15 protein-coding genes and 1 pseudogene are annotated in these 17,584 nt (G+C 67.3%); 10 read left to right on the top strand and 6 right to left on the bottom strand.

All coding sequences use genetic code 11. The features are described from left to right. The 9 genes from A8G08_RS11545 to proB form a co-directional block, all read left to right on the top strand. A partial coding sequence (locus A8G08_RS11545) for a valine--tRNA ligase (RefSeq protein WP_068273864.1) occupies positions 1-2,372 on the top strand: 2,372 nt, incomplete at its 5' end. Then, positions 2,369-3,814: a bifunctional tetrahydrofolate synthase/dihydrofolate synthase gene (folC, locus tag A8G08_RS11540; RefSeq protein WP_068273862.1), complete on the top strand. Its 1,446-nt coding sequence runs from the start codon at positions 2,369-2,371 to the stop codon at positions 3,812-3,814. The genes A8G08_RS11545 and folC, both read left to right, overlap by 4 nt. Next, entirely contained in the window at positions 3,811-4,230 is a 420-nt protein-coding gene (locus A8G08_RS11535) for a DUF4233 domain-containing protein (protein WP_068273860.1), read from the top strand. Before folC ends, A8G08_RS11535 begins: the two co-directional genes overlap by 4 nt. 32 nt (positions 4,231-4,262) lie before the next feature. Continuing rightward, on the top strand, positions 4,263-4,679 hold the full coding sequence (gene ndk / locus A8G08_RS11530) for a nucleoside-diphosphate kinase (protein WP_068273858.1): 417 nt from the start codon (positions 4,263-4,265) through the stop codon (positions 4,677-4,679). A 417-nt stretch (positions 4,680-5,096) separates the two neighbouring features. After that, on the top strand, positions 5,097-8,165 hold the full coding sequence (locus A8G08_RS11525) for a translation initiation factor IF-2 N-terminal domain-containing protein (protein WP_068273856.1): 3,069 nt from the start codon (positions 5,097-5,099) through the stop codon (positions 8,163-8,165). 220 nt (positions 8,166-8,385) lie between these two features. Next, on the top strand, positions 8,386-8,697 hold the full coding sequence (rplU, locus tag A8G08_RS11520; protein ID WP_068273854.1) for a 50S ribosomal protein L21: 312 nt from the start codon (positions 8,386-8,388) through the stop codon (positions 8,695-8,697). Between the two features lie 33 nt (positions 8,698-8,730). Continuing rightward, a complete protein-coding gene (gene rpmA, locus A8G08_RS11515) occupies positions 8,731-8,991 on the top strand; it encodes a 50S ribosomal protein L27 (RefSeq protein WP_068273852.1) in 261 nt (86 codons plus the stop codon). Between the two features lie 225 nt (positions 8,992-9,216). Then, positions 9,217-10,680, top strand: coding sequence for a GTPase ObgE (gene obgE / locus A8G08_RS11510; protein WP_068273850.1), 1,464 nt, complete (start codon positions 9,217-9,219; stop codon positions 10,678-10,680). A gap of 62 nt (positions 10,681-10,742) precedes the next feature. After that, complete coding sequence (gene proB / locus A8G08_RS11505) at positions 10,743-11,822, top strand: glutamate 5-kinase (RefSeq protein ID WP_425394551.1); 1,080 nt, start codon at positions 10,743-10,745, stop codon at positions 11,820-11,822. A gap of 4 nt (positions 11,823-11,826) precedes the next feature. On the opposite strand, the gene A8G08_RS11500 is transcribed toward proB, so the two are convergent. The 5 genes from A8G08_RS11500 to ectA all read right to left on the bottom strand — a co-directional run bounded on the left by A8G08_RS11500 (position 11,827) and on the right by ectA (position 15,995). Further along, on the bottom strand, positions 11,827-12,597 hold the full coding sequence (locus A8G08_RS11500) for an NAD-dependent protein deacetylase (RefSeq protein ID WP_068273868.1): 771 nt from the start codon (positions 12,595-12,597) through the stop codon (positions 11,827-11,829). Between the two features lie 146 nt (positions 12,598-12,743). Then, a complete protein-coding gene (locus A8G08_RS11495; RefSeq protein ID WP_068273846.1) occupies positions 12,744-13,691 on the bottom strand; it encodes a D-isomer specific 2-hydroxyacid dehydrogenase family protein in 948 nt (315 codons plus the stop codon). A gap of 50 nt (positions 13,692-13,741) precedes the next feature. Then, positions 13,742-14,140, bottom strand: coding sequence for an ectoine synthase (locus tag A8G08_RS11490; protein WP_068273844.1), 399 nt, complete (start codon positions 14,138-14,140; stop codon positions 13,742-13,744). A 50-nt stretch (positions 14,141-14,190) separates the two neighbouring features. Continuing rightward, entirely contained in the window at positions 14,191-15,450 is a 1,260-nt protein-coding gene (gene ectB / locus A8G08_RS11485) for a diaminobutyrate--2-oxoglutarate transaminase (protein ID WP_068273842.1), read from the bottom strand. Further along, the gene (ectA, locus tag A8G08_RS11480; protein WP_068273866.1) at positions 15,447-15,995 is read right to left on the bottom strand and encodes a diaminobutyrate acetyltransferase; all 549 of its coding nucleotides are present in this window, start codon (positions 15,993-15,995) and stop codon (positions 15,447-15,449) included. Before ectA ends, ectB begins: the two co-directional genes overlap by 4 nt. Before the next feature lie 270 nt (positions 15,996-16,265). Between ectA and A8G08_RS11475 the strand changes: the two genes are divergently transcribed. After that, on the top strand, positions 16,266-16,781 hold the full coding sequence (locus tag A8G08_RS11475) for a Rieske (2Fe-2S) protein (protein WP_068273838.1): 516 nt from the start codon (positions 16,266-16,268) through the stop codon (positions 16,779-16,781). 40 nt (positions 16,782-16,821) lie between these two features. Here the strand turns inward: A8G08_RS11475 and A8G08_RS11470 are convergent. Then, positions 16,822-17,584, bottom strand: a pseudogene (locus A8G08_RS11470) (RecQ family zinc-binding domain-containing protein); the annotation flags it as partial.

The following is a 17,584-nucleotide window of genomic DNA, read 5'->3' as shown; positions in this document are numbered from 1 at the left end:
CGGGGATCACGAAGGATGACGTCGGTCGCGAGGGCTTCCTTGCCAAGGTCTGGCAGTGGAAGGAACAGTCCGGCGATTCCATCGGCAATCAGATGCGTGCGCTCGGTGACAGTGTCGACTGGAGTCGGGATCGCTTCACCATGGACGAAGGTTTGGCCCGTGCGGTGCAGACGGTGTTCAAGCGGATGTTCGACGACGGCTTGATCTATCGCGCCGAGCGTCTGGTGAACTGGTCGCCGGAACTGCGCACCGCTATCTCCGACATCGAGGTCAAGTACGAGGAAGTAGAGGGCGAACTGGTTTCGCTACGCTACGGCTCGCTCGACGACAACGAGCCGCACGTCATCGTCGCGACCACCCGTGTGGAGACGATGCTCGGCGATACTGCGGTTGCCGTGCACCCCGACGACGACCGCTACAAGCATCTGATCGGCACCACGATCTACCACCCGATTACCGGCACGCAGATTCCGGTGATTGCGGACGATTACGTCGATCCCGAATTCGGTTCGGGCGCAGTCAAGATCACCCCGGCACACGATCCCAACGACTTCGAGATGGGCCTGCGGCACAACCTGCCGATGCCGAACATCATGGACGAGCGGGCCCGGATCACCAATACCGGAACCGAATTCGACGGTATGGACCGCTTCGAGGCTCGGGTGAAGGTGCGCGAGCGGCTCGCCGAGGAAGGGCGAATCGTCGCGGAAAAGCGGCCCTACCTGCACAGCGTCGGCCACTCCGAACGATCGGGTGAGGCGATCGAGCCGCGCCTGAGCATGCAGTGGTGGGTCAAGGTGGAAACGCTGGCGAAGGCAGCCGGCGACGCTGTTCGCAACGGCGACACCGTGATTCACCCGGCAAGCCTCGAACCACGATGGTTCGGCTGGGTCGACAACATGCACGACTGGTGCATTTCGCGCCAGCTGTGGTGGGGTCACCGCATTCCGATCTGGTACGGCCCCGACGGGGAGGTGGTTTGCCTCGGTCCGAATGAGGCACCGCCAGAGGGTTGGACGCAGGACCCGGACGTGCTCGACACCTGGTTCTCCTCCGGGCTGTGGCCGTTTGCGACCATGGGTTGGCCCGAGCGCACCGCGGATTTGGACACGTTCTATCCCACCAGCGTGTTGGTTACCGGCTACGACATCTTGTTCTTCTGGGTGGCCCGGATGATGATGTTCGGCGTCTACGTGGCCGAGGACGACGCGCTGGCCACCAGGACGGACGGGTCCCCGAAGCCGGGCCCGAAGGTGCCGTTCCGGGATCTCTTCCTGCACGGCCTGATTCGCGATCAGTTCGGCAAGAAGATGTCGAAGTCGCGCGGCAACGGCATCGATCCGCTCGACTGGGTTTCGGCCTACGGCGCGGACGCGTTGCGGTTCACCCTGGCGCGCGGCGCACAGCCCGGTAGCGACCTGTCGATCGGCGAATCGCACGCCGCAGCGTCGCGCAACTTCGTCACGAAGCTGTTCAACGCAACGAAGTTCGCGCTGATGAACGGGGCCACGGCTGATCCGTCTGCCGTGCCGAACCTGGACCGTGCATCGCTCACCGACGCCGATCGCTGGATCCTCGGCCGCCTCGACGAGGTATTGCTCGAGGTCGACACTGCGCTCGACCGCTACGAATTCGGCAAGGCCTGCGAAGCGCTGTTCCACTTCACGTGGGACGAGGTGTGCGACTGGTACCTCGAGTTGGCCAAGGTGCAGTTCAACTCCGGGGACGAGGCGCTCGCCGAGAGCACCCGTTCGGTGCTCGGCTCGGTACTCGAATCGCTGCTGCGCCTGCTGCACCCGGTGATGCCGTTCGTCACCGAATCGCTCTGGCAGGCACTCACCGGCGGCGAGTCGGTGGTCATCGCAAGCTGGCCGCAGTCCTCCGGCGTGGCGACGGATGCCGTTGCGGCGCAACGGATCGCGGATACCCAGCGATTGGTGACCGAGATCCGCAGGTTCCGCAGCGACCAGGGGCTGAAGGACAAGCAGAAGGTCGCCGCCCGGCTGATCGGCCTGGACACCGCGGGCCTGACCGAGCAGCAGTCGGCGATCGCGAGCCTGGCCCAGTTGACTCCGCCCGGAGACGATTTCGGCGCGACCGCGTCGGTGGAGGTGCGGCTGTCCGGGACGACCGTAACCGTCGAGGTCGATACCTCCGGCACCGTGGACCTCGAGGCCGAGCGTCGCCGTCTCGAGAAGGACCTGGCTGCGGCGGAGAAGGAACTCGCCACCACCACGGCCAAGCTCGGCAACGAGGCGTTCCTCGCGAAGGCACCCGACGCGGTGGTCGAGAAGATCCGCGGGCGCAAGGATCTCGCCGCAGACGAAGTCACCCGGTTGAAGGCCCGCCTCGAGGCAATGGGGACCAAGTGACGCCCCGCGACGCACCGGACTCGGAGCCGGAGCGTCTCGACGCGCCACCCTCGCCGGTGGATCTGGCCGAGCTCGCGCTTGTCGAAGCGGAACTCGACAAGCGCTGGCCCGAAACCAAGATCGAGCCGTCGCTCACGCGTATCTCCGCGCTGATGGACCTGCTCGGTTCGCCGCAGCGCGGCTATCCGGCGATCCACGTCGCGGGCACCAACGGCAAGACATCGGTGGTCCGGATGATTGACGCGTTGCTGCGCGCGCTGCACCGGCGGACGGGCCGCACCACGAGCCCGCACCTGCAGATCGCGACCGAACGCATCGGCATCGATGGCGCACCGATCAGTCCCCGCCGGTACGTGGACACCTACCGCGAGATCCTGCCGTTCGTCGAGATGATCGACGCGCAGAGCCAGGCCGCCGGCGGACCCGCCATGAGCAAGTTCGAGGTGCTCACCGCGATGGCGTTCGCCGCGTTCGCGGAGGCGCCGGTCGACGTGGCCGTGGTCGAGGTCGGGCTGGGCGGGCGTTGGGACGCAACGAATGTGATCGACGGCCAGGTCGCGGTGATCACGCCGATCGGCATGGACCACATGGACTATCTGGGCTCCGACCTCGCGACGATCGCGGGGGAGAAGGCCGGAATCATCAAGCGCGCGCCGGAGCAACTGATCCTGCAAGACACTGTCGCGGTTATCGCGGAGCAGCAGCCCGAGGCGATGGACTCGGTGCTGCGCGCGGCCGTCGAGGCGGACGCCGCGGTCGCCCGTGCCGGATCGGAGTTCGCGTTGCTCGGCCGGCGCGTCGCGATCGGCGGGCAGCAGCTCGAGATCCGCGGCCTCGGCGGCGTGTACGACGAGATCTTCCTGCCGCTGCACGGTGAGCACCAGGCGCACAACGCCGCTGTCGCGCTCGCCGCCGTCGAGGCATTCTTCGGTGCGGGCGCGGACCGTCAGCTCGACATCGACGCGGTGCGGGCCGGGTTCGCCGACGTCTCGAGCCCCGGCCGGCTGGAGCGGGTGCGCAATGCGCCGACGATCTTCCTCGATGCCGCGCACAACCCGGCGGGTGCGAAGGCACTTGCCGCGGCGCTGGCCGGCGAGTTCGACTTCCGCAAGCTGGTCGGAGTGCTCGCCGTGATGGGCGACAAGGATGTGCCCGGCATTCTGGAAGCGCTCGAGCCGGTGTTCGACGAGGTCGTGGTCACCACCAATGGTTCGCCGCGGTCCATGGCTCCCGACGACCTCGCGAACCTCGCGGTGCAGCGCTTCGGCGACGAGCGTGTGGTCACCGCCGAGACACTGGCAGATGCGCTGGAGACCGCTATCGCGCTCGCGGAGGACGTGGCGGAGCCGGGCGAATCGGTTTCGGGCGCCGGAGTGGTGGTTACCGGCTCAGTGGTCACGGCGGGCGCCGCGCGCACTCTGTTCGGAAAGGATCCTGCGTGAGCACTCCGGAGGGCGAGATTCACCCGCCGACCAACGACCCGTGGAAGGGTTTCCGCGGCGTGATGGCCGGCACCCTGATCCTCGAGGCGATCGTTGTATTGCTTGCGCTGCCCGTGGTGAACAAGGTCGGTGGGGGTCTCGGCCCCGGTTCGGTCGCCTATCTGGTCGGCCTCGCGGTGCTCATGATCGTCGCGGCCGGGCTGCAGCGTCGCCCCTTCGCGATCGCATTGAACCTGTTGTTGCAGGTGGCTCTCATCGCAGGTTTCTTCGTGCACCCGTCGATCGGCGCAATGGGCCTGCTCTTCGCGTTCGTGTGGGGCTTCATTCTGTATCTGCGCTGGGATATCCAGAAGCGGATGGAGAAGGGACTGCTGCCGAGTCAGCAGGCCGCACGCCCCGAAGCTACCGACGAGTAACAACGGCAGGTCGTCCTGCTAGAGTCTTCGCCGTGACTGAGCGGACTCTCGTACTGATCAAGCCCGATGGCGTTGCACGCGGATTCATCGGCGAAATCCTCGGCCGAATCGAACGCAAGGGGCTGAAGATCGTCGCCCTCGAGCTCAAGAACGTCTCGGACGACCTCGCCGGCAAGCACTACGCCGAGCACGCCGAGAAGCCGTTCTTCGGTTCGCTCAAGGAATTCATCACCTCCGGCCCGGTCGTCGCGGCGATCCTCGAGGGTCCGCGCGCGATTGCCGCGTTCCGTCAGCTGGCCGGCGGCACCGACCCGGTCGAGAAGGCCGTGCCGGGCAGCATCCGCGGCGACTTCGCCCTCGAGACCCAAGAAAACCTCGTGCACGGCTCGGATTCGCCCGAGTCGGCCGCCCGCGAAATCGCGCTCTGGTTCCCCCAGATCGGCTCCTGAGAATCGTCGACCCGAGCCCGCGCCGTGGCAGCTGCCGCGGTGCGGGCTCGTCCGATTGCGGGTGTTGGTCCAACTGTGTGGGATACTGACGTTGGTCGTGTTCGAAATTTGCGCTTTACCGCGAAGACGACCGGATGACACCTAGGCTCGATGCCGATCATCGCTGTCGGTGGTTGCGGATATCCCGCTCGACCAACGGCACGCTGGATGATCAGCGCTCGAACTTTGGAACACAGCCATCCAGCCAGGCACCGCGTGCCGGCGAGCCAGACGAGTGACTTGTTACCCGGCGACACCGAACACGCGGAGCGAGACCACTGATCCCGCGCCCGCCCGCGTGGGAGCCGGACATTGCCCACCGCGTGGCCGCGTCACACCCAACAGGGTGGTACGCGCCCGGCGGGCCTAGGAGAATACGTGGCCGATCGAGAGCCGCCAGAGACCTTCGAACAGCCGAGCGAATCGGCAGAGCAAACCGCCCAACCGCCCGCCTCGAGCCCCGAAGAGCAGCCGTTGCCTGACCGCATCAGGGTGCACGCACTCGCGAAATTGCTCGGAGTCACGAGCAAGCGGGTTCTCGCCCGACTTACCGAAATGGGCTCCGAGGCGCGCAGCGCCCAGTCCAGCCTCAACCGCGACGTAGCCGAATCGGTCCGCGACTCGTTCACCGAGTCTGCGGAACCGGCGGCACCGGCCGCGGCAGTTGCTGAACCGTCGGCCAAGACGGCGGGCGATACCGCCGGGGGTGACGAATCCCAGGCTCCGGCCGCCGCTGTACCGCAGCTGTTCAGCAGAAACCTCGGCGCCGAACCTGAGGCAACGCCGATCGCAGCGACGGCACCTGCCTACGACATGCAGGCGCCCTTGTTCCTCCCGCCCGCCCCCGCCGAGCCGACGCGACGTTCGCGCAAGAGGTCCGAGGCTCCGGTAGAGGAGAAGCGCGAGGAGCAGGACCGCACCGAGGAACCCGAAACCCCGACGGCCGAGGCCGAGGCCGAAGACGACAGCGAGTCCAGTCAGCAGCGCCGCCGCCGGCGTGGCCGCCGTGGCCGCGGCCGCGGCCGCGGTGAGCAGGCGGGCGAGAACGAGACCGACGAGAGCGACGAGGCCGACACCAAGGCCGATGACGCCGCCAAGGGCGACAAGAAGTCCGCCGGGGCCGCCGAGTCCGCCGATGGTGCGGACGCCGAGGCAGAGGACGACGAAGGCGACGAGAGCGGCGCGGGCGAGAGCTCGAGCCGTCGCCGCCGGCGTCGCCGTCGCCGCAAGGTGGGTGGCGAAGGTGGAGCCGACGGTGCCGAGTCGTCCGATGACGACCCGCCGAACACCGTCGTGCACGAGCGCGAGCCGCGCAGCAAGAGCAAGAAGGACGAAGTCCAGGGCATTTCCGGGTCCACCCGGCTGGAAGCCAAGCGGCAGCGCCGCCGCGACGGGCGCGATGCCGGTCGCCGTCGCCCGCCGATCCTGAGCGAGTCGGAATTCCTGGCGCGCCGCGAAGCCGTGGACCGCGTGATGGTGGTCCGCGAGAAGACCTTCGATTCCGACGGTGGTCCCGCGTCGCCCGTGATCCAGGTCGCGGTGCTCGAGGACGAGGTTCTCGTCGAGCACTTCGTCACCACGACGAGTTCCGGGTCGATGGTCGGCAACGTCTACCGCGGCCGGGTGCAGAACGTGCTGCCCAGCATGGAGGCGGCGTTCGTCGATATCGGCCGCGGCCGCAACGGCGTGCTGTACGCGGGCGAGGTCAACTGGGAGGCTGCCGGTCTCGGCGGCAAAGAGCGCAAGATCGAGCAGGCGCTCAAGCCAGGTGATTCGGTGCTCGTGCAGGTCAGCAAGGACCCGGTTGGACACAAGGGTGCCCGGCTGACCACGCAGATCAGCCTCGCCGGACGATTCCTCGTTTACGTGCCCGGCGGCAGCTCCACCGGCATCAGCCGCAAGCTGCCCGACACCGAGCGCAAGCGGCTCAAGGAAATCCTGCGCGACATCGTTCCGGCCGACGCCGGCGTGATCATCCGCACAGCTTCCGAAGGCGTCAGTGCCGAGGAACTCGGGCGCGACGTCGAGCGGCTGCAGTCGCAGTGGCGCACCATCGAGGAGCAGTCCTCGGACACCGGCAAGGGCAACGGGCCGCAGGCGCTTTACGAAGAGCCGGACCTGCTCGTGAAGGTCGTTCGCGACCTGTTCAACGAGGACTTCTCGAAGCTGATCATCGAGGGCGACAACGCCTGGACCACCATCGAGATGTATGTGCGCACCGTCGCGCCGGACCTGCTCGCTCGCGTGAACCGCTACGAGGGCAAGGGCGTTGACGTCTTCACGGCGCACCGCATCGACGAACAGCTCGCCAAGGCGCTCGAGCGCAAGGTGTGGCTGCCGTCCGGTGGCACCCTGGTGATCGATCGCACCGAGGCGATGACCGTCGTCGACGTCAACACCGGCAAGTTCACCGGTGCGGGCGGCAATCTCGAGGAAACGGTTACCCGTAACAACCTCGAGGCTGCCGAAGAAATCGTGCGCCAGATGCGGTTGCGCGATATCGGCGGAATGATCGTCGTCGACTTCATCGACATGGTCCTCGAATCCAACCGGGACCTCGTGCTGCGTCGCCTTACCGAGGCGCTCGGGCGCGACCGGACCCGCCACCAGGTTTCCGAGGTGACCTCGCTGGGTCTGGTGCAGATGACCCGCAAGAAGCTGGGCACCGGTCTGGTCGAGGCGTTCTCCAGCACGTGTGAGCATTGCCACGGTCGCGGCATCGTTGTGCACTCGTACCCGGTCGAGGCGTCCGGTGGCGAGGACAGCGGGACGCGCGGCGGAGGCCGCAGCGAGACCCCGCGGCGCCGGCGTGGCAAGGACAAGTCGGCCGCCGCCGCCCCTGTGGCCGATACGAACGCGGCTCCCGCAGCCAGTGACAAGTCCGGCGACGCCGACTCCCAGGCGAAGCGGGCCCATCCGGTCGCGCTCGCGATGGCCGCGCATCATGCGCACGATCACGATCACGACGATGAGCACGCTGCTGAGGCTCCGGCCGAGGCCAATGCGGCTGCAGAGGCTCCGGCCGAGGCCGTGGTCGCCGAAGCAGAGACCCAGGTAGAAGTGGCGACTTCGGTCGCGACGGCCGAACCGCCCGTCGAGGAAGCCCCGGCACAGCCGGAGGCCGCCGAGGTCGTGGCGGAGCCTGTGGTGGCCGACAAGCCCGCCCGGGAACCCGCGCCGGCTCCGGCCGAGGCGGAACCTGCGGCTGAGCCGACAGCGCCCGCGCGCAAGCCCGCCCGTCGGCGGGTGTCCCGCGCAGCGTCGGCGCCGGCCTCCGAGGCGGCTGGGACGGTTTTCGTCATCTCCGCATCGGAGACCGAGCAGGCGTCCGAGGAACCGAGCGCGGTCGCCGAGGCCTTGCGCAGCGCGCCTGTTGTGGCGCCGCGCGAGCGTCGCCGCCGATCGGCTGGACGTCAGGCCGGTCCGCCGGTGGATGTCGAGGCTTAGGACACGTCCTAGACCTGCGGCGGAGCCGGTTTGACCCGGCTGGCGGCGATCCCGTAACCTTGAACGGTCGCCACCTGGCGACATCGCTTCGCCGCGCCCGCCTTGGACCAAGCTTCTCGGCCTCGGGGCGAGTGGCGCAGGCAGTTAACAGACAGTCGCAGGGCTGAACGCCGTGCGAGCGTTCGATGAGTGTGACCAGGAAGATAGGGGTAGCCGTCCGATGGCAACGTACGCGATCGTCAAGACCGGCGGAAAGCAGTACAAGGTCGCGGTCGGTGACCTCGTCAAGGTCGAAAAGATCGAAGCCAAGCCCGGTGATGCCGTGCAGCTGACCCCGGTTCTCGTGGTCGATGGCGCCGAGCTCACCACCGACGCAGCCAAGCTGGCCGGCATCACGGTCACCGGCGAGATCGTCGAGCAGACCAAGGGTCCGAAGATCCGGATCCACAAGTTCAAGAACAAGACCGGCTACCACAAGCGCCAGGGTCACCGTCAGAAGCTGACGGTGCTCAAGGTCACCGGCATCAAGTAACTAAAGCTTCTCAAACCCTGGAGGGTCGCAGACATGGCACATAAGAAGGGTGCATCCAGCTCGCGCAACGGTCGCGATTCGAATGCGCAGCGGCTTGGTGTGAAGCGTTTCGGTGGTCAGAGCGTCAGCGCCGGCGAGATCCTGGTCCGCCAGCGTGGCACGCACTTCCACCCGGGTGTGAACGTCGGCCGTGGTGGCGACGACACGCTCTTCGCGCTCGCCGCTGGCGCTGTCGAGTTCGGCAACAAGCGTGGTCGCAAGACCGTCAACATCGTTCCGGCGCAGCAGGCCTAGGCCAGCCGCGCAAGAGCCTTCGAACAGGGCGGGCCAGGGTCGAGTACCCGGGCCCGCCCTTTTCGTTCCGTCCGGCAGTTCCCGCGGTGATCACGAGCGAATGGCCCCCGACACGCCGAATTTCGGGGCCATATGCTCGTGATCACGGGAAGTGCAGCCGCCAAAGGCTCGTGATCATTGCCGAGATGCCGGAGCCAACCGGCATCGTGAAGGAGAATCGAACCCATGTCCCGCTTCGTCGACCGCGTCGTGCTTCATGTCACCGCGGGCAAGGGCGGCAATGGCTGCGCCTCGGTGCACCGCGAGAAGTTCAAGCCGCTCGGCGGCCCGGACGGCGGTAACGGCGGTCGCGGCGGCAGTGTGGTGCTCGAGGTCGACCGCGGCGTGCACACGCTGCTCGACTTCCACTTCCACCCGCATGCCCGGGCCGGCAAGGGCACGCAGGGCATGGGCGGCAACCGGGACGGCGCCACGGGGAGCGACCTCATCCTGAAGGTCCCCGATGGCACGGTGGTGCTCGATTCCGATGGCCGCATCCTTGCCGACCTCGTCGGCATCGGAGCCCGCTACGAGGCGGCCGCCGGCGGACGCGGCGGTCTCGGCAATGCCGCGCTCGCCTCGCGCGCCCGCAAGGCTCCCGGTTTTGCCCTGCTCGGTGAGGACGGCGAGGAGCGCGAGCTGGTACTCGAGCTCAAGTCCGTCGCCGACGTCGGGCTCGTCGGATTCCCGTCCGCGGGCAAGTCCTCGCTGGTCTCGGTGCTGTCCGCTGCGAAGCCGAAGATCGCGGACTACCCGTTCACCACTTTGGTGCCCAACCTCGGCGTGGTGTCCAGCGGCGACACCACCTACACCGTGGCGGACGTCCCCGGTTTGATCCCCGGCGCGAGCGAGGGCAAGGGCCTCGGCCTGGATTTCCTTCGTCACCTCGAACGGTGCGCGGTGCTGGCACATGTCGTGGACTGCGCGACGCTCGAGCCCGGCCGAGACCCGGTGTCCGATGTCGAGGCGCTCGAGGCCGAGCTGGCCGCATACCGTCCCGCGTTATCGGCCGATACGGGCCTCGGCGACCTCGCCGACCGCCCGCGTGTGGTGATCCTCAACAAGGTCGACGTTCCCGATGCCGAGGAACTCGCCGAGATGGTCGCGTCCGACTTCTCCGAGCGCGGCTGGCCCGTTTTCCAGATCTCTGCAGTGAGCCGAGAAGGATTGCGCCAGTTGTCTTTTGCGCTCGCCGAGATGGTTGAGCAGTACCGGCGGGAGCGGCCGGCGCCCGAGCCAAGGCGTCCGGTCATCCGTCCGATCGCCGTCGACGAGACCGGATTCGATGTTGTGAAGGATCCGGAGGTACCGGGCGGTTTCATCGTGCGCGGCGTCCGGCCCGAGCGATGGGTGCGGCAAACCCAGTTCGACAACGACGAGGCCGTGGGCTACCTGGCCGACCGTCTCGCTCGCCTCGGTGTCGAGGACCAGTTGGTGCGTCTCGGCGCGGAGCCGGGTGCCTCCGTCACGATCGGTGACGTGAGCTTCGACTGGGAGCCGCAGACCGTGGCAGGGGTGGATGTCGTGCGTACCGGCCGCGGCACCGATGCCCGAATCGACCAGGTGGATCGAATCGGCGCCGCCGAGCGCAAGCATGCGCGCCGGGTTCGTCGCGGCCTGGAGTCGGACAGCGACGGAACCGACGAGTGAGCGCAGAGAAGTCCGCAGGAGAGGCAGCGTCCGAAACGGCCGAGACTCCGGCGCGGCAGGCGATCGCGTCTGCACGCCGGCTGGTCGTGAAGATCGGTTCCTCGGCTCTCACCAGCCTCATTGGCGGACTCGACACCAATCGCCTCGACCTGCTCGCCGACGCCGTCGAGGCGCGCATGCGAGCGGGCAGCGACGTCGTTGTGGTGTCCTCGGGCGCGGTCGGCGCCGGGCTGGCACCGCTCGGACTCACCAAACGGCCCACCGACTTGGCCACCAAGCAGGCCGCAGCAAGCGCGGGCCAGCTCGCGCTCGCGCACGCCTGGGGCACCTCGTTCGCTCGCTACGGCCGCACGGTGGGGCAGGTGCTGCTGACTGCGGGCGATTTCGGGCGACGCGAGAGCCATCGCAATGCACAGCGCACGCTGGACCGGCTGCGCTCGCTCGGTGCCATTCCCGTCGTGAACGAGAACGACACAGTCGCGACCGAGGGTCTCCGGTTCGGTGACAACGACCGGCTCGCCGCGCTGGTCGCGCACCTGATCGGTGCCGACGCGCTGGTACTGCTGTCCGACGTCGATGGTCTTTACGACGGTGACCCGCGCCGCGGCAAAGCCACATTCATCCCCGAGGTGCGCTCGCGAGATGCCCTCGACGGGGTCATCGCGGGAACCGGAGGAGTGCTCGGTACGGGCGGGATGGCATCCAAGCTCAAAGCCGCACGGCTGGCCGCCGATGCCGGTGTCCCGGTGCTGCTCGCCGCGGCGAGCGACGCCGGTGCCGCGCTCGGTGAAGGAATGGTCGGAACGGCGTTCGCCGCTCGCCCGGTTCGGCTGCAGGCACGTCGGTTCTGGGTCGCGCACGCCGCAGAGAGCCATGGCTCGATGCATCTCGACGCCGGAGCTGTGGCCGCGGTCGCGAAGCGCCGCCGGTCGCTGCTGGCAGCGGGCATCACCGCTGTGCAGGGACATTTCTATGCCGGCGACGTGGTCGACATCCTCGATCCCGACGGCAAGAGTGTTGCGCGCGGCGTGGTCGCCTACGACAGCAAGGAGCTGGTGACGATGCTCGGTCGATCGACCTCGGAGCTGCCCCCGGATATGCAGCGCCCCGTGGTGCACGCCGACGATCTGGTGCCTTCGTAGCGTCCTATAGCGCGGACAGCACGGGCGAGCAGCCCGCGTCGATCTTCAGGGTGGCGAGTTCGTCGCCGCGGGTAGCACCGCGATTGACGATGGCGATCGGGATACCGAGCTTGGCGGCGCGGCGCACGAACCGCAGGCCGGACATGACGGTGAGCGAGGACCCCGCGACGAGCAGCAATTCTGCCTCGTCCACCAGCGTGAACGCCGCCTCGACGCGCTCGCGTGGCACGGACTCGCCGAAGTAGACGATGTCCGGCTTCAGCATGCCGCCGCATACCGCGCAGCCGACCGGCCGGAAACTCTCGGTGCTCGTAATCACCGCATCTGCATCGGGCGCGACTTCGATTGCCCCGCTGTGGGATTCGGAGAATCCGGGATTGGCGGCATCGAGCCGGTGGGCGAGCCGGTACCGCGACACGCGGTCACCGCACTCGAGGCATATCACCTGCGCATAGGTGCCGTGCAGATCGATGACGTTGCGGCTGCCGGCCTTCGTGTGCAGCAGGTCCACGTTCTGGGTGATGATCGCGTGCACTGCGCCGCGGCGTTCCAGTGCGGCCAGTGCGCGGTGTCCGGCATTGGGCAGCGTGGCGTCCATGTGGCGCCAGCCGAGGTGGTTGCGCGCCCAGTAGCGGCGGCGGAACTCGTCGTCGCCGACGAACTGCTGGTAGGTCATCGGGGTGCGCGGCGGCGACTCCGGGCTTCGGTAGTCGGGGATCCCCGAGTCGGTCGACATTCCGGCGCCGGTGAGGACGACGGTCCGCCGGCCGAGCATGAGGTCGGCGAGTATCCGGGCGCCTGCGACATGATCCGTCACGACCGCCGGACGGCCGGTAGCGGCCGCCGCAGTGGTCGTCACGGTTTCGGTCACTCCACCAGTAAACCGACGCGCGCGCCGGGGCGCATCCGAAGGCCGCTCGGTCAGTACCCGAGTGCGGAGTCGATCGTGCCGATAAGTTCCTGACCTGCGACGTAGCGGGAAACGTTCACCGCGACCCGGTCGGCGAACGCAGGCACGCGGTGGTGTGCCGGGTTCGAGTCGTGCGGCGTGATGATCACGTTGGGCAGCGACCACAGCGGATGCCCGTCCGGCAGCGGTTCGGGGTCGGTCACGTCGAGTGCCAGCCCGCCGATCGTTCCCGCGCGCAGTGCTTCCACAGCGGCATCGGTGTCGAGGAGGTCGCCGCGAGCCACATTGACAATCCAGGAGTGCGGCTTCAGCGCGTCGAGCGCGTGCCGCTCGACGACGTGCTTTGTCGCCGGGGTCGCGGGCGCGGCGATGACCACGTGGTCGCTGCGCTCCCACACCTCGTTCATCTGCTGTGCCGCGACCGTCTCGAGTGCCCCCGGCACGGGCTTGCCGGAGCGGTTCACGGCAATCACGTGCGCACCGAGTGGCGCGAGCATGGGGATCAGCGCCCGGCCGATCCCGCCCGCACCGAGAATCGTCACCGTCGCATCGCGCAATGTGCCGACGCGCGGGGCCAACTCGACATGGCGCCAGGTATCCGCCTCCAGGTGTGCGGGCAGCGCGCGGACGCCGGCCAGCAGCATCATCAGCGCGTGCTCGGCGACACTCGCCGAGAACGCACCCACGGCCGAGGTGAACTGAACGTTCGGATACTTCTCGAAAACCTTTGTGCTGAACCAATGTTCGACGCCCGCGGAGTTCAGCTGAACCCAGCGGATCTGCTCGGGCAGCTCGGGGAAATCCCGCGGACCGCCATCCCAGACGAGCGCGCGGGCCTCGGAAAGATCCGCGAGCTGCGCCCCCGCTCTCGTAATCGCATCCGACAGGAGCCGGTTCTCGTGCGGCCCGAGGGCGACGGGAACCGGCTCACTGCTGGAATTGCTACGCGTGGCAGACATCGGCCTCCCCATCGTCGGCTGCGGCTTCGAGCCGACGATAGCGGAAACCGTTATGCGGGAACTTCGACCAACGGGTAGACACCGTTTTCGTCGTGCACCTCACGTCCGGTGACAGGCGGATTGAACACGCAGAACATCCGCATCTGGGTGCGCGGCTCGACACGGTGCTGCTCGTGCCCGTTGAGGAGGTACATGGTTCCGGGCGCGAGCTCGTAGGTCTTTCCGTTGGTGTTGTCGGTCAGCGTGCCTTCGCCCTCGACCACCCAGACCGCCTCGATGTGGTTGGCGTAGTGGAAGTTGTTCACCGACCCGGCCGCGATGGTGGTCTCGTGGAAGGAGAACCCGACGCCATCACCGCCGAGGACGATGCGCTTGCTGGTCCAGTTGCCGTCCTCGCTCGTGACGTCGCGATCGGTTCCGGTGATCTCGGCGGTCGTGCGGACAATCATGTGTCAAACCTCGATTCGATGATGCTTGGTGGAGAAGGCCGGGCGCGACGTCAGGAGAGAACGACGTCGGTTCCCTCGCTGAGGATCCGCAGCCCGTGATCGAGCTCGTCGTCGGTGATGGTGAGCGGCGGCAGCAGCTTCACGACCTCGTCGGACGGGCCGGAGGTCTCGGCGAGCAGGCCCTTGTCGAAGGCGTAGCGGCACACCTTGGCGGCGTGGTCGGGCTCGGCGAACTTCAGGCCCTGCACCATGCCGCGACCGCGCGCGGAGATGCCGCCGTGGCGGGATGCGAGGTCGTCGAAGACCGAGCGGATGCGCGCACCCTTCTCGAGGGTGGCCAGCTCGAACGCCGAGTCGCTCCAGTAGTGCTCCAGCGCGACGCGCGAGGTCACGAACGCGGGGTTGTTGCCGCGGAACGTGCCGTTGTGCTCGCCCGGCGACCACAGATCGAGCTCCGGCTTGAACAGCGTGAGGGCCATCGGGAGGCCGTACCCGCTGATCGACTTCGACAGCGTGACGATGTCGGGCGTGATGCCCGCGGCCTCGAACGAGAAGAACGGTCCGGTGCGGCCGCAACCCATCTGCACGTCGTCGACGATGAGCAGGATGTCGCGCTGGGCGCACAGGTCGGCAAGCGCACGTAGCCACTCCGGACGCGCGACATTCACGCCGCCCTCGCCCTGCACCGTCTCCACGATCACGGCCGCCGGACGGTTGATGCCCGAGCCGGAGTCGTCGAGCACGCGCTCGAACCAGTGGAAGTCCTCGGTGACACCGTCGAAGTAGTTGTCGAACGGCATCGGTGTCGCGTGCACCAGCGGGATTCCCGCGCCGGCGCGCTTCATCGAGTTGCCCGTGACCGATAACGCACCGAGGGTCATGCCGTGGAAGGCGTTGGTGAAGCTGATGATCGACTCGCGGCCGGTTGCCTTGCGGGCGAGCTTCAGCGCCGCCTCGACGGTGTTCGCCCCGGTCGGGCCGGGGAACTGCACCTTGTAGTCGAGGCCGCGGGGCTCGAGGATGGTCTGCTGGAACGTCTCGAGGAACTCACGCTTGGCCACCGTCGACATGTCGAGCCCGTGCGTCACGCCGTCGCTCATCAGGTAGTCGATGAGCGCGTGCTTGAGCACCGGATTATTGTGCCCATAATTCAAGGCGCCGGCGCCGGCGAAAAAGTCGAGATATTCGGTGCCATTTTCATCGCGCATCCAGGCGCCCTTAGCGGATTCGAATACGGTTGGCCAATTGCGGCAGTAACTGCGGACCTCCGATTCGAGGGTTTCGAAAATGGTCATCTGCGCCGTGGTCATTGTGATCCGTTTTCCTTCCGGTTTTCCTGCGGGCCGACGACGTAGAGCTCCTCGGCTTCGTGGCTATCGGGGAAGTGCTCGGGGGTGAACAGTGCTTGCTTGGTGATCGGTTGGCCGCGCCGCCGTGCCAGCGAGGTGAACATCGCTATGGAGGCGGGATTGTCGGGACTCACCGTTGTCTCGAGTCTTGTAACACCCTGGGGTGCAATACCTTCGAGAAGTCGATCCAGCATCGACACGCCAACGCCCTTGCCCCGCTGCGATTCATCGACGGCAACCTGCCAGACGAACAGCGTGTCGGGAGCGTCCTGGCGAACGTATCCGGTGACGAATCCGACGAGGCGGCCCTCGTCCTCGGCGACGATCGAGGTGCGCGCGAAATCGCGACACCAGAGCACGTACGAGTAACTCGAGTTGACATCGAGAACACGGGAATCTGCAGCAATTTGCCACAGTCTCGAACCGTCTTCGATCGTCGGCCTACGAAATTGGATAGTGGACGTCGCATGCCCGGAAACTGCATGCCGTGGGGTCGCGCTATTCATCTGGTTCATCGGTCAACCGAACCTAACAATCGGCGGCAGCAATTTCATCAACCCTCTCGAATTCTCGTTCGGACCGGGGGTACCCACGCAGGTGAGCGGCTAGCTGTGACCTTCGACACAGGCGTAACGCGAGCCCCACGAGAAGCGAAGTAGCCCGCCCGCCCCAGTGCTCTCTCGCGGATCGGGCCGCGGACTTTGCCGAATCGATGAACTCCCAGCGCATCGCAGGCGTACACCTATGAGACGACAGTCCAAGAAAGGGGAAGTGCCATGTCCTCTGAAGGCGGCTCGATCGATCGCCGGAAGGCGGTCACCGGCCTCGGTGTCGCGGCGGTCGCCGTCGCGGTGGGCGGCGCGGTGGCCGGAAAGCTGCCTGCCGCCTCTGCAGCACCGCCCGGAACCACCCCAGCGGCCGGCCCCAACGACTGCCCGATCTCACAGCCGACCGAAATCGCCAAGACGAAGGACGTGCCGGTGGGCGGGGGAGTGATCCTCGGCGACATCGTTCTCACCCAGCCGAGGCCCGGCGAGTTCCGTGCGTTCTGCGCGACGTGCTCGCACCTCGGCTGTCATTTGTCGTCGGTGAGTGATGGCACGGTGAATTGCCGTTGCCACGGCAGCAAGTTCCACCTCGACGGGACTGTCGCAAGGGGACCGGCGTTCGACCCATTGCTCGCTCGCACGGTCCGCGTGGAAGGTGACGCGGTCATTCTCGAACCGTGGGTGCGAGGCGTGCCGATTCCGTGCCTGCCCAGCATCCCGCCGGAGCAGTTCCCGGACTTCTGACCCCGGGGTCGGCCCGGCTCGGATTCGGCGAGCCGGGCCGTTACCTCGGAGTGGCAAGTGCGAACGGAAGCACGGCCTCCGCGCCGGCGAGATGCAGCGTGTGCGAGGCCAGCGTGAGTGTCCAACCCGTGTCGGTGAGGGCGTCCACGAGCAGAATCGGCCCGTTCGCGCTGGTCAGGTCCGGCGGCTCCCATGCGTCAACAAGACCCGCGACCCGGTAGGCGGAATTCGCCGCGGATGCGGGCGGATGACCGGCGCGCAATCGCATGGTGCCCAGATTCTGTAGGCGGCCGACCTCGGCGAGCCGTGCGGCCAAGGACTCGACGAGCCGCGGATGTGTGGCCGATTCGAGTGCGATGACGGCGGTGGGGCGACTGTCCCAATCCCATTCCTTCAGCACCGCGACGCACGCCGCGAAAACCGAATCGGGCACTGGCTCGTCCGGACCGTCGAGCAGAGTGCGCAGCCGCTGACCCCAGCCGAGGTCGGCGAGCCGGCCAAGGACCCGGCCGACCTGTGGACCGTCGGCGATTTTCCCGGAGAGCTGCACACCGAGCTTCGCCATGCCGGTGGGCCACTGTTTACGCGGCTGGAGGTCGATGCCGGGACGGTCCAGCCGGGCGCGGGTACTGCCAAGCGTCTCCGCGTCGACCGTGGTGTCGCGGTAGTGACCGGTGCAGTTGTCGCAGCGGCCACACGGTGCGGGCGAATCGCCGAGGTCCGGGTCGTCGAGCTGGTGACGTAGGAATGCCATCCGGCACCCGGTCGCCTTCTGATACTCGAGCATCGCCTGCTGCTCGTTC

This window comes from Aldersonia kunmingensis (assembly GCF_001646865.1).
Classification (GTDB): Bacteria; Actinomycetota; Actinomycetes; order Mycobacteriales; family Mycobacteriaceae; genus Aldersonia; species Aldersonia kunmingensis.
The sequence above is the reverse complement of the archived record's forward strand: the minus strand, read 5'-3'. Positions and strand labels throughout refer to the sequence as shown.